This window comes from Dyella sp. SYSU CM1112 (assembly GCF_058216415.1).
In genome coordinates this window covers 122473-149452 of the sequence record NZ_JBZEGI010000010.1, presented here as the reverse complement: position 1 = coordinate 149452, position 26980 = coordinate 122473, and the positions used below count along the sequence as shown (strand labels likewise).

Below are 26980 nucleotides of genomic sequence, written 5' to 3'. Positions count from 1 at the left end.
GTATCGACATGATCGAAATTACGCTACCCGACGGCAGCAAACGCCCCTTTGACCATTCCGTCACGGTGCAGGACGTGGCTGCCTCCATTGGCGCCGGCCTGGCCAAGGCCACCTTGGCTGGCAAGGTGGACGGCAAGTTGGTCGATGCGGGTTTCACCATTGACCGCGATGCGAGTCTCGAGATCGTCACGGAAAAAAGTCCGGAGGCACTGGAAATTCTCCGTCACTCCACGGCCCACCTGTTAGCGCAGGCTGTGCAGCGACTGTTCCCTGGTGCCCAGGTGACGATTGGGCCGGTGATCGACAACGGCTTTTATTATGACTTTGCGTACGAGCGTCCTTTCACGCCGGACGATCTGGCAAAGATCGAAGCGGAGATGGAAAAGATCGTGAAGGAACAGCTGCCGCTGACGCGCAGCGTGAAGTCGCGCGATGAAGCGGTAGAGTTCTTCCGTGGCATCGGTGAAGCGTACAAGGCCGAGATCATCGAAAGCATTCCAGCTAACGAAGAGCTCTCGCTCTATACGCAAGGCGAATTTACGGATCTGTGCCGCGGCCCCCACGTGCCGAATACGGGCAAGCTGCGCGCGTTCAAGCTGATGAAGGTTGCCGGCGCGTATTGGCGCGGTGACTCCAACAACGCGATGTTGACGCGCATCTATGGCACGGCCTGGCTCAACGACAAGGATCTCAAGGCCTATTTGCATCAGCTGGAAGAGGCCGAGAAGCGAGACCACCGCAAGATCGGCAAGGCGCTGGATCTGTTCCATCAGCAGGAAGAAGCGCCGGGTATGGTGTTCTGGCATCCCAATGGCTGGGCCATCTGGCAGGCGGTCGAGCAATACGTGCGTGGCGTCTATCGCAAGAGCGGTTACCAGGAGGTACGTGGCCCGCAGATCATGGATGTGAGCCTGTGGAAGAAGTCCGGCCACTGGGACAACTACCAGGAGAACATGTTCTTCACGGAATCGGAAAAGCGCACGTATGCGCTGAAGCCGATGAATTGTCCAGGGCATGTACAGATCTACAACACCTCGCTGCACAGCTACCGCGATCTACCTATCCGTTATGGCGAATTCGGTGGCTGCCATCGCAACGAACCTTCGGGCGCGTTGCACGGCATCATGCGCGTGCGTGCGTTTACCCAAGACGATGGTCACGTCTTCTGCACGGAACAACAGATTGAATCGGAAGTGACTGCGTTCCATCAGCAGGCCATGAAGGTGTATGCCGATTTCGGCTTCGACGATATTGCATTGAAGATTGCCTTGCGTCCCGACAAACGTATCGGCAGTGATGCGGTGTGGGATCGCGCCGAGGATGCCCTGCGCGCCGCATTGCGATCTGCTGGCGTGCAATGGGAGGAACTGCCGGGTGAGGGTGCGTTTTACGGTCCAAAGATCGAGTATCATATGAAGGATTCGATCGGCCGTGCCTGGCAAGTCGGCACCATGCAGGTCGACTTCATGATGCCGGAGCGGCTTGGCGCGGAATACGTGGACGAGCACAGCCAGCGCCGGCATCCGGTCATGCTGCACCGGGCCATTGTCGGGTCGATGGAGCGCTTCATTGGCATTCTCATCGAGCATCATGCCGGCAACCTGCCGACGTGGCTGGCTCCCGTACAGGCGGCCGTCTTCAGTATCACCGACGCACAGTCGGAGTATGTCCGGCAGGTCGCGCAAACCCTTGTCGACAAAGGCTTCCGCGTGCAGGCCGATTTGCGCAACGAAAAGGTCGGCTATAAAATCCGTGAACATACGCTTCAGAAAGTGCCCTACCTGCTTGTGGTCGGCGATCGCGAAAAGGAATCGGGTGCTGTTTCCGTGCGTATGCGCTCCGGCGAAGATCTAGGCAGCATGCCGCTGGCCAGTTTCGTCGAACGTCTGGAGGCCGAGACGCGGCATTGATGCCGCCCGGCCGTTCTGCAACATCTTCTGGAGGATAGTGGTATCGCCACCACAGAAACTAAGGGTAACCGTCGCAACCATGAGATCCGCGTGCCTCGCGTACGTGTGATTGGACCGGATTCCGAGCAGCTCGGCATCCTGACTCGCGACGAAGCGCTCCGCGCTGCCGAGGAAGCGGGACTCGACCTGGTCGAGATCCAACCCAACGGCGATCCGCCGGTCTGCCGCATCATGGACTACGGCAAGTTCAAGTTCGAAGCCCAGAAGAAGGCGCAGGCTGCCAAGAAGAAGCAGAAGCAGGTCGAGATCAAGGAAGTGAAGTTCCGTCCGGTCACGGATGTGGGCGACTACCAGATCAAGCTCCGTAACATGCTTCGCTTTCTGGAGGAGGGCGACAAGGTCAAGGTCACTATCCGCTTCCGTGGCCGCGAGATGTCCCATCAGGACCTGGGCCAAAATCTGGCCAGGAAGATCCAGGAGGATGTGGGCGAGAACGGCGTAGTTGAATCTTTTCCGCGCCTGGAAGGTCGCCAGATGGTCATGATGATCGGGCCGAAGAAGAAATAAGCGCCGATTGTCGAGGCTTTTCCCTCTCCCTTTCGGGGGAGGGTGGGGTGAGGAATTGCTTCACCTCAGTCTCCAGCGCAATTCATAGTGTCTCTTATCGGAATCGGGACGCTCCGAGGCAGGACATGCCGGCGGCATGGGTTTTCCCAGCTACCCTGATTGCGTGAGAAGGCCAGCTCTTGAGGCTGGTTTTAGTCTGCTGATCTCCGTATAATCGCCGGTTCGACCCGCAAGGATGGGTCGTGAACCGATCCTGGCAGGAAGGAAAGCGCAGCCCACGGGCTTGCCGCCAGATCAGTCAGAAACCGGGGTTCCGATCCCCATCAAGGAGCATCCCATGCCCAAGATCAAGACCAATCGCGCGGCGGCGAAGCGTTTTCGCAAGACCGCGTCCGGCAAGTTCAAGGCCGGCCACGCATTCAAGTCGCACATTCTGACCAAGAAGTCGACCAAGCGTAAGCGCAACTTGCGCGCTACCAATCACGTCAAGGCTTGCGACACCAAGGGTGTGGCACGCATGTTGCCGTATCTCTAAGGCGGAGGACTGAACCATGGCTCGTGTAAAGCGTGGCGTTACCGCCCGTCGTCGTCACAAGAAAATCATCGGCCGCGCGAAGGGTTACTACAATGCCCGTCGCAAGGTCTTCCGCGTTGCCAATCAGGCCGTCATCAAGGCTGGCCAGTACGCATACATCGGCCGCAAGCAGAAGAAGCGCCAGTTCCGCGCCCTGTGGATCGTCCGTATCAATGCGGCTGCCCGTCAGTTTGGCCTCTCCTACAGCCGTCTGATCAACGGTCTCGCGAAGGCTGGTATCACGATGGATCGCAAGGTGCTGGCTGATATTGCCGTGCACGACATCAAGGCGTTTGGAGCCATCGCAGAAAAGGCGAAGGCCAGTCTGGCCGCTTGATCGTCAAGCACTGACGAGATGATGTGAATCAAGCGGGGAGAAGGCCTGAAGCCTTCTCCCCGTTTTGTTTGGGCTTCTCTGTGCTGCTATCCCTGGACGCAGCGGGAAGATACGCTTCAAAAAATCTTCCTTCTGCGCTGTCCTTCCCCGCGAAAGTGGGAATCCATTTGCTCCGATGTAGTGAGTAGCAATGGATTCCTGTTTTCACGGAAAAGACGGTGAGGCGAAATTGAAGTTTCGTGAAAGGTCTAGACAGAGGGAACCCATATGAATCAAACCGGGACTGCACGAATGGAAGACCTGGATAGCCGCGCCAGCCACGCGCTGGCGGAAATCGATAAGACCGACACGCTCGAAGCACTCGATGCGCTGCGCGTAAGCCTGCTCGGCAAGAACGGTATCGTCACTGCCGCATTGAAGACGCTGGGTACGCTATCGCCGGAAGAACGCAAGGCGCGCGGCGCCGAGGTGAACCGGCTGAAAGATCACCTCAGCGATGCGTTGGTCAGACGCAAGCAGACGCTGGAGCAGGCTGAGCTTGATCGGCGCCTGTCTTCTGAAAAGCTCGACATCAGCATGCCGGGACGTGATGGCGAACGCGGCGGTATTCACCCCATCACTCGCGCGCTCGAACGCATTGCCGCGATCTTTGCGCGTCTTGGTTACCAGCGCGCCGACGGTCCGGAAATCGAAGATGACTGGCACAACTTCGAGGCCTTGAACTTTCCACCGCATCATCCGGCACGTGCCATGCACGACACGTTCTATTTCGGCGACGGGCGCTTGCTGCGCACTCATACGTCACCGGTGCAGATCCGTTCGATGAAAGGACGCCAGCCACCGATCCGCATCATCGCGCCCGGCAAGGTGTATCGCAGCGATTCGGATCAGACGCACTCACCGATGTTCCATCAGATCGAAGGCCTGCTGGTGGATGAAACCTCCAGCTTTGCCGATCTGAAGGGTACGCTGGCCGAATTCATCCGCGCCTTTTTCGAGCGCGATTTCGAGATGCGTTTCCGTCCTAGCTACTTCCCCTTCACCGAACCGTCCGCGGAGGTTGACATCCGCTGGGACGCCGAAGACGGCAGCACGCGTTGGTTGGAGGTGCTGGGCTGCGGCATGGTGCACCCGCGTGTATTGAAGAATTGCGGTATCGATCCTGAGCGTTACACCGGTTTCGCTTTCGGCCTGGGCGTCGAGCGTTTTGCCATGTTGCGCTATGGCGTTTCCGATCTGCGCGCGTTCTTCGAGAACGACCTGCGCTTCCTCAAGCAATTTGCCTGATTCTGTCTTAGGAATCGATACATGAAATTCTCCGAAAACTGGCTGCGAGAGCTGGTCGAGATCAAGGCAGACCGTGACACACTGGCGCATGCGCTGACCATGGCTGGCCTGGAAGTAGAAGAACTCACGCCGCTGGGTGAAAACCTCGGTGGTGTAGTGGTCGCCGAGATCGTCAGCGCGGAAAAACATCCGGAGGCTGATCGCCTCAAAGTGTGTAAGGTCGAGGCTGGTACAGGCGAGTTGCTACAGATCGTCTGCGGCGCGCCGAACGCGCACGTAGGTATGAAAGTTCCATTGGCCACCGTGGGCGCCCATCTGCCGAATGGCATCGTCATCAAGGCTGCCAAGCTACGCGGCGTGGAGTCGTTCGGCATGCTTTGTTCAGCCAGGGAACTGGGTGTCGATAACGATGCCTCCGGCTTGCTCGAATTGCCTGCAGATGCCCCGGTAGGGCAGTCACTCGCTACCTACCTCGGCCTGCCCGACGCCAGTATCGAACTCAAGCTCACACCGAATCGCCCGGACTGCCTTGGCTTGTTTGGCCTCGCGCATGATGTTGCCGCTTTGTTCGGTAGTAGCGTGAAAGTATCTGCCCGCGCTGAGGCGCCAGTCACCAGTGATGCGCGCCGAGGCATCCGCCTTGAAGCAGGCAAGGATGCACCGCGTTACCTGGGACGAATCATCACGGGCATCCATCCCGCCGCGCGCACGCCACTGTGGTTGGCGGAGCGCCTTCGCCGCGCCGGTCTACGTCCGATCAGCGCAGTGGTCGATGTCACCAATTACGTGATGCTCGAACTCGGCCAGCCACTGCATGCGTTCGATAACGATAAGCTCGACGGTGACGTTGTCGTGCGGCATGCCCGCGAGGGTGAAACCCTGAAGCTGCTCGACGGGTCCGATGTCACCTTGGACAACGGCTTCTTGCTGATTGCAGATGACAAGAAGGCGCTGGCCGTTGCCGGCGTGATGGGAGGCTTCGATTCGCGTGTCATCGATGCCACGCAAAATATCTTCCTGGAATCGGCACATTTTGCTCCGGCGGCGATCATGGGGCGTGCGCGCAAGCTGGGCATGCATACGGATGCCTCGCATCGCTTTGAGCGTGGCGTAGATCCCGAGTTACCGCGCCGTGCGCTGGAGCGTGCTACGGAGTTGCTGCTATCTATTGCGGGCGGCAACGCTGGTCCTGTGCTCGTGGCCGAGAATCCTTCCGACCTGCCCAAGCCGGCCACGGTTACGCTGCGTCGCACGAGGCTGCGACGTGTCCTGGGTGTGGAAGTGGCCGATACCGAGGTCGCGCGCATTTTCACCGCACTGGGCATGCACGTTGCAACCATCGAGGAAGGGTGGCGAGTCACGGCGCCGAGCAGCCGCTTCGACATCGAGTTGGAGGAAGACTTGATCGAAGAAGTGGCTCGCATCTATGGCTATGACCGCATTCCCACGCACACACCGGAAGGCGCGTTGGCACTGCAGACGGAGCCGGAAGCGCGCCTCGACCCACTGGCGGTGCGCGAGCAACTGGCGGCACGTGGGTACTACGAAGCGGTAAACTTGGCTTTCGTCAGTGACGCATTGCTGGCACAGTGGGGCCTTACCGAGCGGCTAGTGCCACTCGCCAACCCGCTGTCGGCCGATCTGGCCGTCATGCGGCCATCGCTGTTGCCCGGGTTGCTCGACGCGCTGTCGCACAATCGTGCGCGCCAACAGGATCGCGTGCGCCTGTTCGAGTTCGGGCGAGTATTTGCGGCGGGCGATCCGCCCGAGGAAACACCGAGTCTTGCCATCGTTGCCAGCGGGCATGCACGCGCCGAGCAATGGGGCGAGCCTGCCAGGCCGCTGGATTTCTTCGATCTCAAAGGTGATCTCGACAGCTTGATCGCCTGGAGCGGTGAACCGCAACGGTGGGCGGTACATGCCGATGCCCTGCCTGGGTGGCTGCATCCTGGCCGTGCGGCACGCGTTACGCGAGACAATGAGACGGTGGGATACCTGGGCGCCTTGCATCCGCGCCTCGCCAAGACCCTGGATCTTGGGACGGACGTACACGTGCTGGAGCTGGCGCTGGAGCCGCTACTTGGCCGCCGCCTGCCGAAGGCCCAGCCGGTGCCGCGCTTCCCGGCCGTGCGTCGCGACCTTGCCGTGGACGTACCTGAACAGGTGAGCTGGTCACAGATCGAGCAGGCCGTTCGCAACACACTGGGCACGGTCCTGGCAGAGCTGCGGCTGTTTGATCGCTATAGTGGAAAAGGGGTCGAAGCGGGCCGAAAGAGTCTCGCTATGGGCTTGATTTTGCAGGACGCTTCCCGCACCCTTACCGACGACGATGCCGACCGTTGTGTCCAAAATACGGTGTCGGCGTTGGAGGCTGCATGCGAGGCGAGATTGCGAGGGTGAGATGGCGGCGCTGACGAAGGCGGAAATGGCTGAGCGCCTCTTCCTCGAGGTGGGTCTTAACAAACGTGAAGCAAAAGAATTCGTGGACGCCTATTTCGAGGTCGTCCGCGAAGCGTTGGAGAGAGGCGAGCAGGTCAAGTTGTCAGGATTCGGCAACTTCGATTTGCGGCAGAAGAACCAGCGACCGGGGCGTAATCCCAAGACGGGCGAGGAGATTCCGATTTCCGCCCGCCGTGTGGTGACCTTCCGGCCAGGGCAGAAACTCAAGGTGAGAGTCGAGGGCTATGCTGGATCAGGGGAATAACACCGAACTGCCCGCCATCCCAGCCAAACGTTACTTCACGATCGGCGAAGTAAGCGAGTTGTGTGGGGTGAAGCCGCATGTGCTTCGTTATTGGGAGCAGGAATTTCCTGCGCTCAATCCGGTCAAGCGTCGCGGCAATCGGCGGTACTACCAACGCCACGACGTTCTGATGATTCGCCAGATTCGTTCCCTGCTGTACGACGAAGGCTTCACCATCACCGGCGCGCGGGCGCGCCTGGAAGGTCCGCAGGCGCGGATGGAAGCCAGCATGTCGCATCAGATCGTGCGCCAGGTGCGCATGGAACTGGAGGAAGTGTTGGCGTTGTTGCGGCGTTGACGCCATCCGGGCAACCCTACCGGCGCGACGGCCGGAACTGTTATACTTTTTTTCTTTGCTGAATCAGTCGGGGCGTAGCGCAGCCTGGTAGCGCATTTGCCTGGGGGGCAAAGGGTCGTCGGTTCGAATCCGGCCGCCCCGACCAATTCGCAGGACGAATCAACGGCGCTTAAGGCGCCGTTTTTCGTTCATGGCATCGCTTCTCCGCGCGCGATACCGGGCAACACGCTAGTCTCGGCATCCAAGATGCCCTGCCCGCATAGAGAGGAGACGCAACATGCCGTCGGCCAGCTGTCACCCCAATGCACCACACGCCAAACTGAAGGCCCCGGATTGGTATATCTCATCGTTGATGATGGATCGTGCGCTCGATGCCATTTTGCGTCGTGTCAAAAAACTTGATCGCCGTCACGACATCCCTTATCTCGCCGGTTACAGCCAGGACGGCAAAACCATCTATATCGACCGTCATCTGCCCACGTCATTTACCTTCCGCCGCCGGACCATCGAGGTGGATCGTTTCCTTATCCTGCATGAGGAAGTGGAGAAAACGCTTATTGATCAGCTTGGCTTGCATTACCTGCATGCGCATCAGATTGCTACGCGCGCCGACGAAGCGGCCGTGCACGCACAAGGCATCACCTGGAAGGAGTATGACCGTTTCATGCAGAAGTACGTAAAGAAGATTGGCGACGAACGCTTGCGGAAAGTCCCGGCGGATCTCGATTTGAAGCCATATCGTGATTATCACGATTACGACTTGTTGCATCGGATGGAGACGCATCTGGAGCGTGAATCGGGGTTTACGTCCAAGCAGAAACTTGAGTTGAAAAGCTATGCGGCGGCGTTCCGGGAGCAGATGCGTGTGAGGCGCCTGCATGAAGGTCTGGATGATGTAACGAAGCAAGGCCGTGCTGCGGTGAAAAAGATAACGGGCGTTAAGAAGGTAAAGCGCGGCAAGGTGGCAACTACTGGACGAGTCAAGTAAGTGTGGCTGAGAAAAACAACTTTGCTTCGTTTCTTTTAAGAGTAAGCAGCGGAAATACTCTTCAAACCACTCACGATTTGTCGACATACACCGCCAGCTGTGCAAACGCGCCATCGCGCGTCAACGCGGTAATGTGGTGATCTCCGTCTTGCGGCAGAGCGATCTGCATGGTTGCGTTGCCTTGGCTGCTTCCTTGTAGGCGGCCATCGAGCAACCACTGTACCTCGCCAGTAGTGCCCACAGCCTGAAGGGTCACGCGTAACGGCTGCGTGCTGTGAGGAGCTTGTCTTAGCTGCACGCCCTGGCTGAGACCTGCGATACGAATGGGATTTGCGACATCGAGCGAATCGGGCGCACATCCGGGAGCGAGCGGTGGCAATGCAGCCTGCCTGGTATCGTCTGCGCTCAACCATGGCGTCGCCAGGGCGGGCCAGCGCGCGATCTGAATGACATGCTCATCTTTGCCGTGGCATGTGGCGCTAAGGCGCTCTCCTTTTGCATCGACCCGTATCGTAACGAGTCCGGACGACCAGGCCGTGATATCGCGTTCGGCGAAGGTGGGGGGCACAGTGCCATTGAGCACCCACGCTTTGCGCTGCTGGCGGCAAAGTGCAGCAGGCGTAGCAGCAGCGGCACGCCCCAGCGGCCAGCAGATAGCGACCTGCTGCACGCTCGCCGGCTGATTCGCATGCACAAGGTTGCGGTTGACCGGCAACTGATCGATCACGGCGAACATCAGCGGCAGCGAGGTCACTGCGCCGTATTGTCCTGGCGAAGGTGTGCCATCGGGGCGACCGATCCACACGCCAACCGTCCAGCTGTCCGTAACGCCGATGGCCCAGGCGTCCCGATAGCCATAACTGGTACCGGTTTTCCATGCCACAGCGGGATGTCGCGTAATCGTGCCTGCCAGCGGCGCGCCTTCCACGTCTGCCGGATTAGTTGAAAGGATGTCGCGAATAATCCATGCAGCGCCGGGTGATAAAAGTCGCCGCATTTGTTTGGGTTGTTCCGGCACATAGCGTGGTGAACCAGCGATGCCTCCGTTGGCGAACGAGGTATACGCGCCAACCAGATTTTCCAGGCGTGTCGATGCGCCGCCAAGAATGATCGAGAGGTTGGGCTGCGCTCCTTGTGGCAAACCGAGATCGATGCCGCCGTTGGCCAGGCGTGCTACGAAGCGGTTCGGGCCGACGCGATCTAGTACATCGACGGCAGGAACATTGAGCGAACGTTGCAAGGCTTCGGCGACGCTGACCGGCCCGCTGAAGCTTTCGTCGAAATCCGCCGGCTTGTATCCACCGAAATCCTGCGGTGCATCGACCAGCAGGCTTTGCGATGTAATCAATCCATCGTCGAGTGCGAGGCCGTATAAAAAAGGCTTGAGCGTTGAACCCGGCGAACGTGGTGCACGCACCATATCGACGTGTCCCAGGCGCAGTGGATCAGCGAAGGACGCCGTGCCGACGTAGACCCGTGCTTCAAGTGTCGCGTTGTCGACCACCAACACTGCCGCCGAGGTGCGCGGCGGCAATCGCGACAGATAATCGCTGACGCGATCCTCGGTGGCGCGCTGGAGGTTGGCATCGATGGTCGTAACAATGCGTCGGGCTTTCGGATACTGCCGATGGAGGCGTTCCGCCAGCAGTGCCGCGTCCAATGGTGCGCGCAGTGAGCGTGCGACCACGGGCTCGATTTCCGCGTCGCGAATTTGTGCAGCCGTCCACAGGCCTTCGGCACGCATGCGCCGAAGCACTTTGTCACGCGCACGTCGTGCGGCGTCTGGATGACGATCGGGCCGCAACCGGCTTGGTGACTGCGGCAGTACGGTCAGCAAGGCAGCTTCAGCGCGTGATAGTTGCCTGGCCGGCTTGCCGAGATAAGCCCAGGATGCGGCTTCCACTCCTTGGATGGGGCCACCAAAAGGCGCGTGATTGAGATAGAGGTCGAGAATCTGCGCCTTGCTCAAATGGGCTTCGAGCTGAAGTGCACGAAAGATCTGGATGAGTTTTCCGACGAACGTGTGTGGAATCGGCGTAATGATGCGCGCCACCTGCATGGTCAGTGTCGATCCACCCGAGACGACGTGGCCATGACGAAACATGCTGACCGTCGCTCGCAGCAATGCATAGGGATTGACGCCCGGGTGGCGGTAAAACCAGCGGTCTTCATACGCGAGCAACGCCTGCAGATAAAGCGGTGAAACCTGCCTCGCCGTAATGGGATAACGCCAGACGCCATCACTGTCGGCGAATGCGCGAAGCGGCGTACCGTCCTGCGCGAGTACCACGGTGGCGCCGCTATCAGGGGCGGGTAGCCGGAGCGGAAAGAGGCGATCCAGCAGGGCGGCAACGACGCATAACGCGACGATGCTCAGGAGCAGCGCTCGAAACAAGAGGAAGATGTGCCTGGCGGTCCGCGCCTTGGCTCCTTCGTGGACAAGGCGTGAACGGCGAAACAGCTTGGCGAGACGTGTCATGACGATTGCCTTGGTCTCCGTGCCATTCAACCAGCGCCGGCATTCCCTTGCCTACAGAGCCTTCCCCAGCACCGGCCTGGGGAAGGCGTGAATGCGTCGCGCTCTATGGCTCTACCACTTTCAGCTGTGCCAGTGGCATGGCGCCGATCCCGCGCACCGCGGGCCGATACATGTCCTCGACCAGCGGCGGCGGAACCGTATAAGTGCCGGGCGTTACCGCACGCACCAGATAAAACAGATGCGCAGCTTGCCCACGTTGCAGCCTTAGCGCGGCGTCGTAGCGATCATCACGATATTCCTCATGCACGATGTCGGCAGCACCGGTGTGCTGTTCCATGTTGATACCGTCGACCACCATCCCTTCCCATTGCTGGGCACCGCCAAGATTGAGGTTTTCCACTTCCAATCCGCCAGGCAGCAGGTCGGTAACCAGGGCATCGGGCATGTCCATGCGCGCTTCGATCGTCAGTTCCACAATCAGGCTATCGCCTTCCTTCAGGGTATCGCCGTTCCAGGGCTTTCCATCCGTCGTGAAGTAACTGCGCCGCACGTCGATTTGGCTTGCGTCGGCGGCGGGTGCTTTCGATGGAATGCCGGCTATATCGAAGGTGGCGAACACGGTCGCGTTGCCGTGCGGCTGCACGGTTACGCTGCCCGCCAACTCGGCGGGCGTAAGCGTGCGCGTCCAAAGGAAGCTGTTGTCGGGAACAGATTCCGATTTCCCGCCGACATTGAGCGAGGCGTCGAGCGGACGCTGGCTTGCTGCATCGAACGTGTGCGCTACGCGCGCAATCGCGACCTGTTCCTGAGTGCTGAGGTAAGACCACGACCAGTGGTAGTAGGGAATCTTTTCCTGGGTGGCATGCACTGCGGAAGTCGCGTTGCGTGCCCAGTCGACCAGCTTGGCATCGTATTCGGGCTTGTTCATGCCATAGGCATGCGTGAGCGCCACCATCGTTGCAAGGTCGCGCAATTCGGAACCGTAGTCACCCACGTACCAGGGGCGTTCCTTATTCCATGCAAATGCTTCCGCGATGGCTTTCTGCGCACGCGCATTGTCACCCATCAGCTTGAGCGCAATACCCAGATGTACCAGCGGCAGCGGCGCCACCAGCTTTTGCCGGTCGTTGTCGAAGATCGCCCGCAAGGTACCCAGCGGGGCGCGGTTGACGCGAGCTAGCACGAAGCCGGAATACGCTTCATCGGCGATGCGCAGGTGATCGTGGTACTCGTAGCTGAAATACGGATGGCCACCTGCAAGCAGGTCATCGCTCAGCCGTTGCAGTGCTTTCTGCAGCACATCTTGCGGTACGGCAAAACCCGCATCCCGCGCATCCAGCATGAAATCCACGACGTAGGGCGTCATGAACGTCTCGATCGGACTGGTGCCTCCCCAGAAGCTGAAATGCCCATTGCTAGCCTGGAACGAAGCAATACGCGCAAGTGCGCCTTCCACGGCGGCCTGCCGCGCTGCATCCGACAACCCGGGCATGCCCAGCGCCTTGGCGGTCTTTTCGTCCATGTAAAGTGCTGCATAGCCCTTGCTGGTCGTCTGTTCGATGCATCCGTAGGGATAGCGCAGCAGATTGCGCAGCGCCATGCTGTAGGGCAGTGGCGGCAACGTGCTCAAGGTGAGCTGCGCGCGAACGGTGGAGGGAACCAAGCCGGCGAGCGAGCCATCCAGATGCTGGGGCTTGCCGCCTTCCATCGCCATCGGCACGGTGCTGATTTGCTCTGGCCATGCAGGGCGTACGGCGAATTCGAAATGCCTGTCGACCTTGTAATCGTTGAATTCAGCGTGGATGTCCAGTGTCGCCACGCCTGCGCCGCCCTGTGCCGTTACGGGCATCAGCAGCGTTGTGCTTGCGCCGTCTTTGAGCGGCACGTCGCGCGTGGCGTTGCCTACGGCGATCATGTCATTGGTCTTGATGCTGATCTTGGCAATGCCATCCTTGCCGGAAAGATTCTTCAGATCCAGGCTGATCTGTGCCTTGTCGCCATCCGCCATGACACGGGGCGTGCTCGGCTCCACGACCAGTGGCGCGCGTACGGTGACATGGCCATCGGCATTGCCAAAGCGATCGTCGGTATAGGCGAGTGCTGCAAGACGCAGGCTACCGTTGAAGTCCGGTACCTGCACATGCAGCGCGGCCTTGCCTTGTGCGTCAAAGGCGACCGGACCGGTGAACAAGTCCACGATCTGCACTTTCGGATTCAACCTGGCGGCATGTGGCAGACCGTTGCCACTCATGTCGCCGCCGTAACGCAGCTTTGCTTCCGAGCCATCCATCGCCTCGATCACCCGGCTGTAGAGATCGTAGGCATCCACACCAAGGGCTCGCTTGGCGAACATCCAGGCCCAGGCGTCCGGCACGGGATAATTGGTGATGTTCAGTACCCCTTGATCCACGGCGGAAAGCGTGACGTAGGCGCGTTGCCCGGATAACCCTTTGGCTTGCACGACCACATCAAGCGGATTGCCCGGGCGCATCGTGGCAGGCGCGCTCAGGCTGAGCGGAATGCGGCGGTCATTGCGATCCATCGTGACATGTTCGATGCCCATGGCACGCGCCGGCGTGGTGTGTTCGGTCGCGTCACCGCCTCGGAATACGAGAGCGACCACGTAGACATCGTGACGTTCCCAATCCTTGGTAACTGGAATGTCGAATGTCGCGCCTGCTTTTGCATCGATGTTGCGCGTATAAAGCAGGTGATCGGATTCGACCAGCAACACACCCGGTCCATCGTGCGGCGGCGTGACCGTTACTTTCATAGTGTCGCCCGCACGGTAGCGAGCCTTGTCCAGCTGAAGCTTCACCTTGTCGGGACGCGCTTCCTTGCCGAGATTTTCGTCATCCCAGCTGTAGCCGGCGAAGAACGGGAAAACGGTCGTGAGTTTGGTCGCGGGGTCATAGACCTCCAAACGGTAACCACCCCACTCGACCGGAAAATCAACCTGCACACGCTGGCCGGCAGCCACGTCGACATCTTTCTCGTCGATTTGCTGAAGTTGCACGTTGGCGTTCGATTTCCAATCGTCGCCATGTTCGTAAAGCCAGTAAAAGTCGCGGATTTCGCGTTGCAAACGTACCTTCAGATGCGAGCCCGCGACCAGCTTACCGTCCACGTTGGCACGCAGGATTTCAAATGACGCCCGGCCTTCGCTCTCAGCGCCCTGCGTCGGATCGAATAGCGGACGGATGCCGACCAATTCGGGTGCCGGCCAATAAACCCGATTAAGCAGACGAGTGACCGCACGTCCCCCGGTTTCGAATACGCTGCCCGACAGCGTCACCGTCAGCGGCGTTGCCGGCGTTACGTCATCGGGCAAGGCAACATCCTGCTCAAGATGGCCTTGCGCATCGAGTTTGGTATCCACGACGTCGTTGGCGCTGGCAGGTAGATTCAGCAACGGATTGCCGAAGAAGGTATCCGACAGGTTCGGTAACGGATGCACCTCCGGTTTCACCATCAACTTGGCAGTGAAGCGATTCCCGTCAGCGGGTGCGCCGTATAAATAGCTGGAGCTAACGTTCAATTTCAGCGGTTCGCCGGGCACCAGTCGCGCTTGCGGACTGGACACATCTACTTTCAGCCGTTCCGGAAGAAATTCCTCAACGTGGAAGGGAAACGCTTGTACGGCCTCCTTGCTGGCCGGATCGAGACGGAATTCGAGTTGCCATAACCCGGTTGGTGCATCGTCGGGGATGGTCTGGCTCAGTTCGAAATAGTTGAGATCGTGCGGGTCCAGTCTGGTGTCGATGAGGCTTCGTCCGTCGGGCTGCTTCAAGCGCACGAACAGCGCCTGCGGCTTCATGGCCTTGCCGTCGTCATCGCGGAGCAGCGCAGAGGCGTGCAAGGTTTCGCCCGGACGATAGAGATCGCGTCCCGACCAGGCAAATACTTCGAAAGGCGCTTCACGACGACCGGTAATGTCGAAGTTGGACACATCCAGTGCCGGGCGATTGAACGGCAACACGGAAACGTCCTTGCCGTGGCGTGCGATCAACACGTCGGAAGGTTTCACCTTGTACGCGATCAGCGCGTTGCCGTTGTCATCTGTCGTGGCTTTCAGCTTGGTATTGCCGGCGTTGTCGTCAATCTCCACGTCTACGCCATTGATTGGCGATCCGTCATGCAACGATGCGACGTGCAACAAGGCATTGTCGCGATAAACGCGCAGATGCAGGCCGAGGTCGCTGACGAAAAACACCGCTGTGTCATAGCCGCCGCTGAAAGTGCCGCCTTGCTTCAGCACGGCCATGTAGACACCCGGCTGTGCCAGCTGCTGCACATCCTGAATGGGAATATAGGTGACGGTACGCTCGTTCTGGTCTCCACCCAACGAGTAATGATTGGCGTAGACCAGATCACCCATATCGGTGATCGGGCGTTTTTCGCGATCGCCATGCTCGCAGCGATTCCAGGTGCTGATGTCGTGCTGCAGCTCGTAGCTATCCCGGTGCTTGTTGTTTGGGTAGGCGCAGAACAGATCCGACAGCGCATCGTCGTGTACGCGGAAGAACTGGATGTCCGCATCGTGGACGTTTACCGACACCACGGGCAGACCACGCGTGCCACGTGCGGGCAACACGCTTCCCGTCGATGCGAAACCGACGGCCGGAGTCAGGTTGCCGGAATACACATCACGTTTTACCTCATGCCCCAGCGTATGCCCATCTGCGGCCATCAACCCGGCGTGCAAGGTGACGGCGTAATGCTGGTTGGGCGAAACGAAGGGAAAGTCCAGGCTCTTGCCGTCCTCTTGCAAATCCCAACTTCCATTGACCGTCTCGCCGTTCGGTCCGGTCACTGCAAGTTGCTGGTCAAAAGGCTGGGCGGATGCGAGGGTGGCATTGAAATGCAGCACCAGTGCCGTACGCGAGTCGGTCGTCTGTGAATGAGCCGATAGCAATGCGAACGGCTGTGGCTTGGGCACGTGAGCGGCACTGTTTGCGGCGTGTGTGCCCTGCAGGACGGGCTTTCCGCTTTCCTGGTGATGACAGCCTCCCAGCAGGACTGCCATCAACAACACACTGAATCCCACCATCCCGCCGTACTGACGGCGGCCGATCGCCAAGTGCGCCATAGAACCCTCCCTGAGTCTGGCAGAGAGTTTCGCACGCATTTATGGCAGCGCGCAGGCGGGGTGCTGGCCTGGGCATTCCAGCGGGGGGACGGCTTTGCCCGGACTCCTGAGTTCCGCCCCACATAAAGGTGGGGCGACACCTGCTCCACGGGATCTCAATAAAGAACGCGCGCGCGCAGCGTCCCCGGTATGGTGGCGAGTTTATCCTTCAGTAAAGCGGCTTGGTGTTCGTCCGCCGATACGTCGATGACGACATAGCCCACTTCGGCGTCGGTCTGCAGGAATTGGGCGTCGATGTTGATGTTGCCGGCGGAAAATAGCTCGTTGATGCGGGAAAGCACACCCGGCACATTGCGATGGATATGCAGCAGGCGACGGCTGCGTGGATGTTCCGGCAAGGATACTTCCGGGAAGTTCACGGCCGACAAGGTCGAACCATTATCGCTATAACGCACCAATTTGCTCGCAACTTCGATACCGATGTTGTCCTGCGCTTCCAGAGTGCTGCCGCCGATGTGTGGCGTGAGGATGACATTGTCCATGCCGACCAGGGGCGACACGAATGGATCGTCGTTCCCCTTGGGCTCTACCGGAAACACGTCAATCGCGGCACCCCCCAGGTGTTCTTTGCGCAAGGCGTCCGCCAGGGCTTCGATATCGACCACCGTGCCGCGCGAGGCATTGATCAGCACAGAGCCGTTGCGCATGCGGCTTAGTTCATTCTTGCCGATCATCAATCGAGTGGCAGGCGTTTCCGGCACGTGCAGGGTTACTACGTCGGCGCGTTCGAGCAAGTCGTCGAGGTCGGCGGCAGCACGTGCATTGCCCAGGGCAAGCTTCGATTCAATGTCGTGAAAGATCACGCGCATGCCGAGGCTTTCGGCGAGTACGCCAATCTGGGTGCCGATGTGGCCATAGCCGACGATGCCGATGATCTTGTCGCGCGCCTCGAAACTGCCTGCCGCGGATTTCGTCCAGCCGCCGCGATGGCATAAGGCATTCTTTTGCGGAATGCCTCGCAGCAGCATGATCGCTTCGGCGATCACCAATTCAGCCACGCTGCGCGTATTGGAGTAGGGCGCATTGAAAACGGGAATGCCCAGTTTCTCGGCCGAAGCCAGATCAACCTGGTTAGTGCCAATGCAGTAGCAGCCCACGGCGATCAGGCGTTTGGCATGGTCCAGCACCTCGGCGGTCAGATGCGTGCGGGAGCGGATGCCGATGATATGGGCGTCGGCAATGCGTACTTTCAGTTCATCCTCAGGCAACGATTTGGCGTGGTACTCGATCTGGCTGTAGCCGGCGCGCTGGAATGTCTCGACCGCTGTACGGCTCACGCCTTCGAGCAACAGTACCTTGATGTCTTGCTTGGGGAACGAAGTCTTCATGGCAGCATCGCGTTTGGAAGTCCAAACACTATGCCAGATTTTGTCGCGACGCAGCACTGGACGCCCGAAGCCAGCGCTGGCACGCTGGTGGCTTGGCTCCGGAGTTCCCATGACCCAAGACGTCCTGCCCGACCTGATCCGCCGCTTGCCCGACTTGCGCCTGCTCACCGACCCCGGCGATCTGGAGCACTACGGTCGCGACTGGACCCGGCGCTGGACCCCGGCTCCCTTGGCGATTGCGCTGCCGGCTTCCGCCGAAGAGGTGCAAGGCGTCGTGCGCTGGGCCAATGAGCAGAAGGTAGCGATCGTTCCTTCCGGCGGCCGGACCGGGCTGTCCGGAGGAGCGGTAGCGGCGCGGGGGGAACTGGTGCTGAGCCTGGCCCGCATGAATCGGGTGCTGGGTGTCGATACCGTCGACCGCACGCTGACGGTGCAGCCTGGCATTGCACTGGAAGCCGTGCACACGGCCGCGGGTGAGCACGGCCTGATCTACCCCGTAGATTTTGCCGCGCGAGGCTCCTGCTCGATCGGTGGCAACATAGCCACCAATGCAGGGGGCATTCGGGTGATCCGCTACGGCAATACGCGCGAGTGGATTGCAAGCCTGAAGGTTGTCACGGGCAACGGTGAATTGCTGGAACTCAATCGCAGCCTGATCAAGAATTCGAGCGGCTACGATCTGCGGCATCTGATGATTGGCTCGGAAGGCACGCTGGGCATTATCGTCGAAGCTACCCTGCGCCTTACCGATCCGGCACCCGCGTCACAGGTGATGTTGCTGGCGCTGCCGGACATGCATGCGCTAATGCGGGTATTCGCGCTGTTTCGCGGGCGTCTGTCTTTGCAGGCGTTTGAGTTTTTCACTGACATCGCGTTGACGCATGTGCTGGCCCACGGTGCGCAACGTGCCATGGAAGGGAATCATCCCTATTACGTCGTCACGGAATTCGATGCAGTCGACGAGCAGGCACAAGAGGTCGCGCTTGAGGTGTTCGAGCAAGCCGTGGAGCAAGGATGGATCAGCGATGGCGTGATGGCACAAAGCGACGCACAGGCTGCCGCGCTCTGGCGCTTGCGCGAAGGGATTACCGAAAGCCTGGCGCCGCATAAACCCTACAAAAACGACATATCGGTGCGTATTAGCGGGGTGCCTGCCTTTCTGGAGGAGATTCAAGCTTTGCTGACGCGCGAGTATCCGCATATGGAAGTCGTCTGGTTCGGCCACATCGGCGACGGCAATTTGCATATCAACGTGCTCAAGCCGGATTCGCTGCCTGATGAGGCATTTATCACGCAGTGCGAGCATGTCACCAAACTGCTGGCGGAAACCCTGCGCCGTCACGGCGGCAGTATCTCCGCGGAGCACGGTATCGGATTGGTGAAGCGTGATTATCTGGCGAGTACGCGCAGCGCGGAAGAGATCGCCTTGATGCGCGGTGTGAAGGCTGTGTTCGATCCGAATGGGATTCTCAATCCAGGCAAATTATTTGCCTGAGCGCCGGGACGGCGCTCCCCACTATGTTCAGCAAGCGGAAGGTGAAGCCTTTCATCTTGCTTGTGATGGGCTTCCGCCATGTCGCCCTTTTCCGGGTAGGCAGCCGCGGGCGGTGCAGCCGCTTGGGTTGCGCGGGTCGCCACCGTACCATGGGCTTTCTACATCCAGAGGGCGCCAAACGCCATGTCTCAGTACCGTCGCACCTGGTATCCCGAGATCGAACCCTACGATGTCGGGCAGCTCAAGGTTTCCGATCTGCATACGCTTTATTACGAGCAAAGCGGCAATCCGAACGGCAAGCCGGTGGTATTTGTGCATGGTGGACCGGGTGGCGGCACCCATCCTAAGTGCCGGCGTTTCTTCGATCCGGCGATCTACCGCATCGTGCTATTCGATCAGCGCGGCTGCGGCAAATCGACACCGCATGCGGAGTTGACGGATAACACGACCTGGCAGCTCGTCGCCGATATGGAGCGTCTGCGTGAGCACCTGGGTATGGCGCGCTGGCAGCTGTTCGGTGGTTCATGGGGTTCCACACTGGCGCTGGCTTACGCGCAGACCCATCCGGACAAAGTCACGGAGCTGGTATTGCGCGGCATCTTCATGTTGCGTCGCTGGGAACTGGAATGGTTCTACCAGAAGGGTTGCGACGCTTTGTATCCGGATGCCTGGGAAAGCTATCTGGCGGGCATACCCGAAGTGGAGCGCGGTGACATGATGAGTGCCTACTACCGGCGCCTCACCAGTCCGGATCCGCAGGTTCGCTTGAACGCGGCACGTGCCTGGTCAGTCTGGGAAGGAGCCACCAGTTTTCTCTATCAGGACGAGTCCTACATCAGCAGCAGTGGCGAAGACGAGTTCGCGCTCGCGTTTGCGCGGATCGAATGCCACTACTTCGTGCATGGCGGATTTTTTGAACACGACGACCAGTTATTACGCAACGTCGATCGTCTTCGCCGCATTCCCGCCATCATCGTGCAAGGGCGTTATGACGTAGTGTGTCCGATGCGCAGCGCCTGGGATCTGCATCGTGCATGGCCGGAGGCAGATCTGCGTATCGTGCAGGACGCCGGGCATTCGGCGTTCGAACCAGGCATTACGCATGAGCTGATTGAAGCGACGGATCGGTTTGGCCGATAGCCCGGATAAAATCAAACGCCCTCTCTCGGCGAGGGAGGGATGTCGCTTGCTCAATCCGGCAGCTGTTTTGTGCCGAAAATCTTGTCTCCGGCATCGCCCAGTCCTGGCAGGATGTAGCCGTGCTCATTGAGCCGCTCATCAATGGAGGCCGTGTAGATTTCGACATCCGGATGTGCGTCTTCGATACGTTTCAAACCTTCAGGGGCGGCAACCAGGAACAGCCCTTTGATACGTTTGCAGCCGGCTGTTTTGAGCATCTCTACGGTTGCCACCAGCGTTCCTGCTGTGGCGAGCATGGGATCGACGATCAAGGCGATGCGCTCGTCCATGCGATCGGTAAGCTTTTCGTAATAGGCAGTAGGCTGCAGGGTCTGCTCGTCACGTTGCAGACCTACCACACTCACTTTTGCCGCGGGAATCAGCTCAAGCACACCGGGCAGCATGCCTAAGCCCGCGCGCAGGATCGGTACGATGGTGATCTTTTTGCCTTTGATCTGCTGCACCCGAACAGGCCCTGCCCAACCTTCGATCTGGGCCTCCACCGTTTCCATATCCTTGGTGGCTTCGTAAGTAAGCAGGGAGGCGACCTCGGAAGCCAGTTCGCGGAACTCCTTGGTGCTTATGCCTGCACGGCGCATGAGACCAAGTTTGTGCTGGATAAGAGGATGGCGGACTTCGACGATCTTCATGCGGGTATTTTTGGCGGTGACCTGCGTCAAGCATAGCCGCAAATGAAAAAGGCGCTGCTAGTCCGGCAGCGCCTTTCGCAGGGATGGTCCGGTGTGTTTATCAATGCGCTTTCATGCAGTTGCTAACCGCATTCTTGTAATCAGCACCTTTCTTGCCGGCATTGGCATGACTGCATTGCGCCATGCGTTCCTTGGAGGTCATTTTTTTGGGTTCGGCCATGCTGTCACCTTTCATGCAGCTACTGACGGCATGCTTGTAATCCGCACCGGTCTTGCCTTTGGCGGCATGGCTGCAATCGGCCATTTTCTGTTGCGAGGACGAAAGCGTCTTGCCGGCGGTGTCCATGGGCGTGGCGGCGAAGGCGGTCGTGGCAAAAGCCAGCGCGGCGCTGGCGGCGATCAGGCTGAGACGCAAAGACATGATGCTTCCTCCTGAAGTGGATGCCCGGCGGCTGCCGGTTGCCGCAGTCTATGCCGGGTGAAGAAGCAGAGGGAAGAGGGCGAGAGAGCCGGCGCTCGCATTTCGTAAAGCGCTATCTTCCCTTAGGCGTGTCCATAAAAATGGCTTCTGCCCAAAGGGAAGAAGCCTGGGTGAGGTGTAGACCGATATTCGACACTCACAAATTTCGCCCCGATCCTGAAAGGATCGGGGCTTATCACGTCACGCTGCGCGAGCCTCCGACTTGCGAGGCCCCTCCAGCAATGCATGCCGCACATGCGCAATCACCATGTCCACTTCCGCGCCGGTGATTTTGAAGTGTGGGGTGAAACGCAGCGAGTTGGCGCCGCCATGGATCACGCCAATACCACGTTCGCGCAGGTATTCCTCGGTAGAGCCCGCACCGTAGCACTTGAATTGCGCTGCCAACTCGCACGAGAACAGCAGACCCGTACCTTGTACCTTAGTGATGAGTCCGCCCAGTTCGTCCTTGAGCGTATTCAACTTGTCGAGGAATTCCTTGCCGCGTACACGGATGTTTTCGCGCACTTCGTCGGTGAGCTGCTCAAGCGTTGCCAGGGCGACATCCAGCGCACGCGGATTGGCAGTCATGGTGTTGCCGTAAATGCCCTTGCGATACAGTCCGGCCACGCGTTCGCCGACGGCCAGTACCGACAGCGGATACTGGCCCGCGTTGAGCGCCTTGGAGAAGGTTTCCATATCAGGCGGCGCCAGTTTTTCGAAGCCCGGATAGTCGATGATCGACAGCACCCCGTGCGCGCGCAGGCCCGCCTGGATCGAGTCGACCAGCAGCAGCGAGCCATGCGATTCGGTCAGCTCGCGGGCAGCCTGGTAAAACGCAGGCGTCACCGCCCGCCCCGGATCGCCTTCGCCCATGACCGGTTCCAGGAACATCGCTTCGATGAACCAGCCGTGTTTGTCGGCATCGGCAAACACCGCCTCCAGTTGCGCGAGGTCATACGGCGCAACGGTAAGCAGCGTATCTTCGTGGCGATAGCTGGCCAGATACTGCTGATACGTGCGGCGCGATGAATCGGAGTACAGCGCAGGCTTGTCGGTGCGGCCATGGAAGGCGCCCTTTACCGCGACGCGCTTGATGGTACGGCCTGCATAGCGGCCACCTGCGTCAGTCATGAACTTGGCGTTTACGTCCGCGATGCGGCAGGCCAGGCCCACCGATTCCGAACCGGAATTGAGGCAGAGGTAGCGCGCATACGGATTGCTGCCGCGATGGCGGCCAAGTTCGCGGTTCATCGCCTGGGTAAAGCGCATCTGCGATACGCTCGGCGTCATCACATTGGCCATCACTTGCGGACGCGCGAGGGCTGCGTCGATTGCAGCGTTGTTGTGGCCAAAACCCAGCATGCCGTAGCCGCCGTTGTCGTGCACCACCGCACCTTTCAGCGTGACAATCCATGGGCCGCGCGCGGCGGCCGGCAGGTACGGATTCACGGCATCGTCGGGGTAGAAATTCACAAAGCCTTGTTGCGCCTGCGTGAGCTGTTCGGATTCATCCAGCTTCAGGAAATCGCCAAGCTCTGCGCGCAGTTCACGATGACGCGCGACGGCCTCTGTCACGGCTTGCGTGAGGTGGGGATCGAGCGTCGCCATGCGCTCGATAATGGCGTCGTCCAGGCCAATGGTCCGCGGCTTGCCGCCAAATTCGCGCAGTTCGCGCAGCTGATCGATCACACCCATGACTGCTCTCCTCGGATCTGCCAGCGCCTCGCACCCAACGCGAAGCAGGCCGACAGTGATGTGTTTCGTGCGGTAGATGGTCGTTTAAGACCTGGGGCCGATGCGCCCTTCGCACTGCGCCGCGTATGGGGAAACCGCCAGCACACAGTTATCAGCATAACGCGCGGAAAAGAACGGCGGTACCCCCGGGTGACGGCTGTCATACCCGATCACTGACGCGGGCAACTGCGAAAGCACCGCGGCCATGGTTACGCTGCAATGCAAAGGAGGAGCTGCCATGCATCCCAAGTCCGATATCGTTGCCCGCTTGTCCGGGGCTGTGAAACGCTATGGTCATCTCACTGCGCTCGATGGCGTGGACCTCGTGTTGCACCGCGGCGAATTACTGGCGGTACTGGGTCCCAACGGAGCCGGCAAAAGCACCAGTATCAGCCTGCTGCTCGGTTTGCTATGCCCCGACAGCGGTCGCGCCGAACTGTTCGGCATGGACCCGCAACAGATCGATGCGCGGCGGCGTATCGGGGTCATGCTCCAGTCCGCCATGTTGCCGCTTACCCTTCGCGTCGGCGAACTGCTGCGCCTGGTGACCAGCTATTACCCCCATCCGCGCACGCTCGAACAAAGCGCCGCTTTGGCCGGTATTGGCGACTTGCTGCAGCGACCTTACGGCAAGCTGTCCGGCGGCCAGCAACGCCGCGTGCAATTTGCGCTCGCCTTGTGCGGACGGCCCGATCTGATCTTCCTGGACGAGCCGACCGTAGGCATGGATATCGACGCGCGCCAGAAACTTTGGTCCGCCATGCGTGCCCTGGTTGCCGAAGGATGTTCCGTGGTGCTGACCACGCATTACCTGGAAGAGGCCGAAGCACTTGCTCAGCGTGTAGTGGTGATGGGCAAGGGGCGTGTGCTGAGCGAGGGCAGTGTCGATGCTTTGCGGGCACAGGTGCCGTTGGCGCGCATACGTTGTGTCACCGACCTGGATGCCACAGCAGTAGCGACCTGGCCCGGCGTTGCCTCGGCGGAACATGATGGGGCGCGTTTGCATGTGAGCACCAGCATCCCCGAAAACGTGCTGCGCCGTTTGCTTGAGGCCGATGCTGAACTTGCCGAATTAGAGGTTCATCGCGCCAGTCTTGCCGAAGCCTTTACTGAGCTGACACGTGAAGACGCAGGCCCGCAACAGGAGGCAGCATGATGAATACGGCATCGATTACGGACGCATTTTCTGCGGCAAGTGTCGGGCGCATGAGTACGAGGCGCGTCATTGGCGCTTATCTTGCTGAAACACGCGCCGAATGCCTTCGCTACATGCGCGCACCATCCTTCATGCTGCCGATCATGTTGTTTCCTACCTTGTTCTATTTGCTGTTCGGCATCGTCATGGGCAAATCCGAAGGAGCGGACGCTACGCGCTACCTGCTCGTCAGCTATGGTGTGTTCGGTGTCATGAGCCCCGGTTTGTTCGGCTTTGGCGTTTCCCTGGCACTGGAGCGTGACGGCGGTTTGCTTACCTACAAACGCGCATTGCCGATGCCGCCTGGTGCTTATCTGCTTGGCAAAATGCTGATGGCGATGGTGGCGGCAACAGTCGTGATCGTGTTGTTGCTGATCATGGGCTTTGCTTTGGGGCATGTCACGTTGAGCGTAGGGCAAGCCGGAGCGTTATTGCTCATGGGCATGCTAGGCGTGCTGCCATTCTGCGCGCTGGGCATGTTGGTGGGAACTCTCATCAAGGGGCAAGGCGCGCCGGGCATGCTCAACTTGGTCTATCTGCCGATGTCATTTCTATCCGGCCTGTGGATTCCGATCGGCATGCTGCCGCATGTGCTGCAGCAGATAGCGCCGATTTGGCCGAGCTACCACCTGCAACGGTTGGGTCTGGTTGCCTTGGGGTTGGCGCAAGGCGGCGTAGGGACACACGTCGGCGTCTTGATCGGATTTGCCCTGGTTTGCTTTGTTATCGCAACGCGTCGGCTGCGCCGTTACGGTTGAAGTACGATGTGCTAGAGGCTGGCGGCGGGGAGGCGAATACCATGATGACAGTCATACGAACCTGGTTTACGCCGGCGCCCGATTCCTTTGCGGCTGGCAGCATACGCAAAGGCAAATCGCCCTGGGTCGATGCGATTCATTTACTGTGGTCGGTGTGGATTTTCGTCACGCCGATTTTCGGTCACTACGATTGGCGCTGGGCGTTGTTCACGCTGGCGACGTATCCTACGTTTCTGCTTTTTTATGCCAAGTGCTGCGTCGCCTCACGCCGTGTCACCAAGTTCTACGCATTGGCGATGATTGTCATGGCGTTGGCATTGTTGCGCTGGTATCCAAGCGGACTGACGTATTTTGTATTTGGTTGTGTGATGTTGCGTGGCTGCCTGATGAGCTTTCGCAGCTATCTGCTGGTGATTGCTGCGCTCAATGCAGCTTGTTTGATCGAAGCCTGGTATCTCACGTATTCATGGCAGGCAGTAGTCTCGATTCCGCTGGTAACATTCATCATCGGCTTGGTGACAGCGGCGGAAAGATTGAGTGACGAGAAAGATGCCGAACTCAAGCTCAGTCACGAAGAAGTGCGCCGGCTTGCCGCAACCGCCGAACGCGAACGGATTGGTCGCGACCTGCACGATCTGCTGGGACATACGCTGTCGCTGATTACGCTGAAGCTAGAGCTTTCGCGTAAATTATTCGATCGCGATAGTGAAACGGCACGGCGTGAACTGGAAGATGCCGAGCGCGTCGCACGTCACGCCCTGGCAGAGGTGCGCGCTGCCGTCACGGGCATTCGCTCTACCGATCTTGCCGCGGAGCTGGCCTCGGCACGGTTGTTGTTGGAATCTTCCGCCGTGCATCTCGACTACGGCGCATTGCCGGATTCGCTGCCGCCGAATGTCGAGTGTGCCTTGGCCTTCATCATTCGAGAGGCCATGACCAATATCCATCGGCATGCGGGAGCCACGGAAGCTTATGTGCGCTTCACGCGCACGCCGGATGCATTGGATATGTTGATCGGCGACAACGGGAGGGGCGGCCTTGTCGCACACGGCAATGGCGTCAGCGGCATGTGCGAACGTGTGCGTGCCATCGGCGGTGTGATGCAGATCGACTCGCCGCCGCGGCGCGGCACGCGCCTGTCGGTCACGGTACCGCTGCGTGTGCAAAAGGAGCTCACGTCTGTCGAAACGGAACCCGCGTTTCCCCGCGACGATTACGCCGGGAGCGCTGCGTGATCCGGGTGCTGCTTGCGGAAGATCAGGCGATGGTGCGCGGCGCCCTATCGGCATTGCTCAATCTTGAGCCGGACATCGAAGTGCTGGGTTCCGTGCCGGATGGCGAAGCGGCCTGGCGTGAAGTGCAGCGACTCAAACCCGATGTGCTAGTTACCGATATCGAAATGCCAGGCATCACCGGGCTTGAACTGGTCCAACGCATCCGGCGTCACGAATTACCGGTGAAATGCATCATCGTGACCACTTTTGCCCGCCCTGGATTTCTGCGCCGTGCGCTCGATGCGGGGGTTTCCGGTTACCTGCTGAAGGATGCGCCGGCCGAGCATCTTGCCGAAGCGTTGCGCGTCGTGCATCGCGGCGGCCGCTCGATCGATCCGCAACTTGCGCTGGAGGCCTGGTCGGAAGCCGATCCGTTGAACGATCGTGAGCGTCAGGTCCTGCGCCTTGCTGGCGAAGGACAATCCGCCAACGACATCGCCACCAAACTCAATCTCTCCCATGGCACCGTGCGCAATTACCTGTCCGATGCTATCGGCAAATTGGGTGCTGCCAATCGCATTGAGGCTTATCGGCTGGCGCGCCAGAAGGGCTGGCTGTAGAGAGGAAGCTAA

At 59.6% G+C, this 26980-nt stretch carries 21 protein-coding genes and 1 tRNA gene; 16 read left to right on the top strand and 6 right to left on the bottom strand.

Features of this window, described 5'->3' with window-relative positions:
• Window positions 1-8: 8 nt before the first annotated feature.
• The 10 genes from thrS (at window position 9) to AC4HNJ_RS15050 (ending at window position 8704) form a co-directional block, all read left to right on the top strand.
• A complete protein-coding gene (gene thrS, locus AC4HNJ_RS15095; RefSeq protein ID WP_490480409.1) occupies window positions 9-1910 on the top strand; it encodes a threonine--tRNA ligase in 1902 nt (633 codons plus the stop codon).
• 42 nt (window positions 1911-1952) lie between these two features.
• Entirely contained in the window at window positions 1953-2477 is a 525-nt protein-coding gene (gene infC, locus AC4HNJ_RS15090; RefSeq protein ID WP_325365840.1) for a translation initiation factor IF-3, read from the top strand.
• Window positions 2478-2814: 337 nt separating this feature from the next.
• Window positions 2815-3012, top strand: coding sequence for a 50S ribosomal protein L35 (gene rpmI / locus AC4HNJ_RS15085; RefSeq protein WP_019467379.1), 198 nt, complete (start codon window positions 2815-2817; stop codon window positions 3010-3012).
• 16 nt (window positions 3013-3028) lie between these two features.
• Window positions 3029-3388 (top strand): 50S ribosomal protein L20, encoded by a 360-nt coding sequence (rplT, locus tag AC4HNJ_RS15080; RefSeq protein WP_490480408.1) that lies wholly within the window; start codon window positions 3029-3031, stop codon window positions 3386-3388.
• Between the two features lie 291 nt (window positions 3389-3679).
• Window positions 3680-4675: a phenylalanine--tRNA ligase subunit alpha gene (pheS, locus tag AC4HNJ_RS15075; protein WP_490480445.1), complete on the top strand. Its 996-nt coding sequence runs from the start codon at window positions 3680-3682 to the stop codon at window positions 4673-4675.
• 21 nt (window positions 4676-4696) lie between these two features.
• Entirely contained in the window at window positions 4697-7075 is a 2379-nt protein-coding gene (pheT, locus tag AC4HNJ_RS15070) for a phenylalanine--tRNA ligase subunit beta (RefSeq protein WP_490480407.1), read from the top strand.
• Window position 7076: 1 nt separating this feature from the next.
• The gene (gene ihfA, locus AC4HNJ_RS15065; protein WP_115477488.1) at window positions 7077-7379 is read left to right on the top strand and encodes an integration host factor subunit alpha; all 303 of its coding nucleotides are present in this window, start codon (window positions 7077-7079) and stop codon (window positions 7377-7379) included.
• A complete protein-coding gene (locus AC4HNJ_RS15060) occupies window positions 7360-7716 on the top strand; it encodes a MerR family transcriptional regulator (RefSeq protein WP_115493718.1) in 357 nt (118 codons plus the stop codon). The genes ihfA and AC4HNJ_RS15060 overlap by 20 nt, the downstream gene beginning before the upstream one ends.
• A 68-nt stretch (window positions 7717-7784) precedes the next feature.
• Window positions 7785-7861: transfer RNA gene (locus tag AC4HNJ_RS15055), tRNA-Pro, on the top strand.
• 132 nt (window positions 7862-7993) lie between these two features.
• Entirely contained in the window at window positions 7994-8704 is a 711-nt protein-coding gene (locus AC4HNJ_RS15050) for a hypothetical protein (RefSeq protein WP_490480406.1), read from the top strand.
• A 70-nt stretch (window positions 8705-8774) separates the two neighbouring features.
• Here AC4HNJ_RS15050 and pbpC read toward each other — a convergent pair whose 3' ends face one another.
• The 3 genes from pbpC to serA all read right to left on the bottom strand — a co-directional run bounded on the left by pbpC (window position 8775) and on the right by serA (window position 17660).
• Window positions 8775-11183, bottom strand: coding sequence for a penicillin-binding protein 1C (gene pbpC, locus AC4HNJ_RS15045; RefSeq protein ID WP_490480405.1), 2409 nt, complete (start codon window positions 11181-11183; stop codon window positions 8775-8777).
• Between the two features lie 103 nt (window positions 11184-11286).
• Entirely contained in the window at window positions 11287-16272 is a 4986-nt protein-coding gene (locus AC4HNJ_RS15040; protein WP_490480404.1) for an alpha-2-macroglobulin family protein, read from the bottom strand.
• A 155-nt stretch (window positions 16273-16427) separates the two neighbouring features.
• On the bottom strand, window positions 16428-17660 hold the full coding sequence (gene serA, locus AC4HNJ_RS15035; RefSeq protein ID WP_490480403.1) for a phosphoglycerate dehydrogenase: 1233 nt from the start codon (window positions 17658-17660) through the stop codon (window positions 16428-16430).
• A gap of 109 nt (window positions 17661-17769) precedes the next feature.
• On the opposite strand from serA, the gene AC4HNJ_RS15030 reads away from it, so the two are divergent.
• The gene (locus AC4HNJ_RS15030; RefSeq protein WP_490480402.1) at window positions 17770-19155 is read left to right on the top strand and encodes an FAD-binding oxidoreductase; all 1386 of its coding nucleotides are present in this window, start codon (window positions 17770-17772) and stop codon (window positions 19153-19155) included.
• Between the two features lie 183 nt (window positions 19156-19338).
• Window positions 19339-20295: a prolyl aminopeptidase gene (pip, locus tag AC4HNJ_RS15025; protein WP_490480401.1), complete on the top strand. Its 957-nt coding sequence runs from the start codon at window positions 19339-19341 to the stop codon at window positions 20293-20295.
• Window positions 20296-20345: 50 nt separating this feature from the next.
• Here the strand turns inward: pip and upp are convergent, their stop codons facing one another.
• The 3 genes from upp to AC4HNJ_RS15010 form a co-directional block, all read right to left on the bottom strand.
• Window positions 20346-20984, bottom strand: coding sequence for a uracil phosphoribosyltransferase (gene upp / locus AC4HNJ_RS15020; RefSeq protein WP_490480400.1), 639 nt, complete (start codon window positions 20982-20984; stop codon window positions 20346-20348).
• Between the two features lie 100 nt (window positions 20985-21084).
• A complete protein-coding gene (locus AC4HNJ_RS15015; RefSeq protein ID WP_490480399.1) occupies window positions 21085-21405 on the bottom strand; it encodes a PsiF family protein in 321 nt (106 codons plus the stop codon).
• 240 nt (window positions 21406-21645) lie between these two features.
• Window positions 21646-23142 (bottom strand): aminotransferase class III-fold pyridoxal phosphate-dependent enzyme, encoded by a 1497-nt coding sequence (locus AC4HNJ_RS15010; RefSeq protein ID WP_490480398.1) that lies wholly within the window; start codon window positions 23140-23142, stop codon window positions 21646-21648.
• 277 nt (window positions 23143-23419) lie between these two features.
• On the opposite strand from AC4HNJ_RS15010, the gene AC4HNJ_RS15005 reads away from it, so the two are divergent.
• The 4 genes from AC4HNJ_RS15005 to AC4HNJ_RS14990 are packed head-to-tail and all read left to right on the top strand — an operon-like array spanning window position 23420 to window position 26968.
• Window positions 23420-24337: an ABC transporter ATP-binding protein gene (locus AC4HNJ_RS15005; protein WP_490480397.1), complete on the top strand. Its 918-nt coding sequence runs from the start codon at window positions 23420-23422 to the stop codon at window positions 24335-24337.
• A 50-nt stretch (window positions 24338-24387) separates the two neighbouring features.
• A complete protein-coding gene (locus AC4HNJ_RS15000; RefSeq protein ID WP_490480396.1) occupies window positions 24388-25134 on the top strand; it encodes an ABC transporter permease in 747 nt (248 codons plus the stop codon).
• A 41-nt stretch (window positions 25135-25175) separates the two neighbouring features.
• Window positions 25176-26369, top strand: a complete 1194-nt coding sequence (locus AC4HNJ_RS14995; RefSeq protein WP_490480395.1) for a sensor histidine kinase — start codon at window positions 25176-25178, stop codon at window positions 26367-26369.
• Window positions 26366-26968 carry a response regulator transcription factor gene (locus tag AC4HNJ_RS14990; RefSeq protein WP_490480394.1) on the top strand — a complete coding sequence of 201 codons (603 nt, stop codon included), beginning with the start codon at window positions 26366-26368 and terminating at the stop codon, window positions 26966-26968. The genes AC4HNJ_RS14995 and AC4HNJ_RS14990 overlap by 4 nt, the downstream gene beginning before the upstream one ends.
• The last annotated feature ends 12 nt before the right edge of the window (window positions 26969-26980 follow it).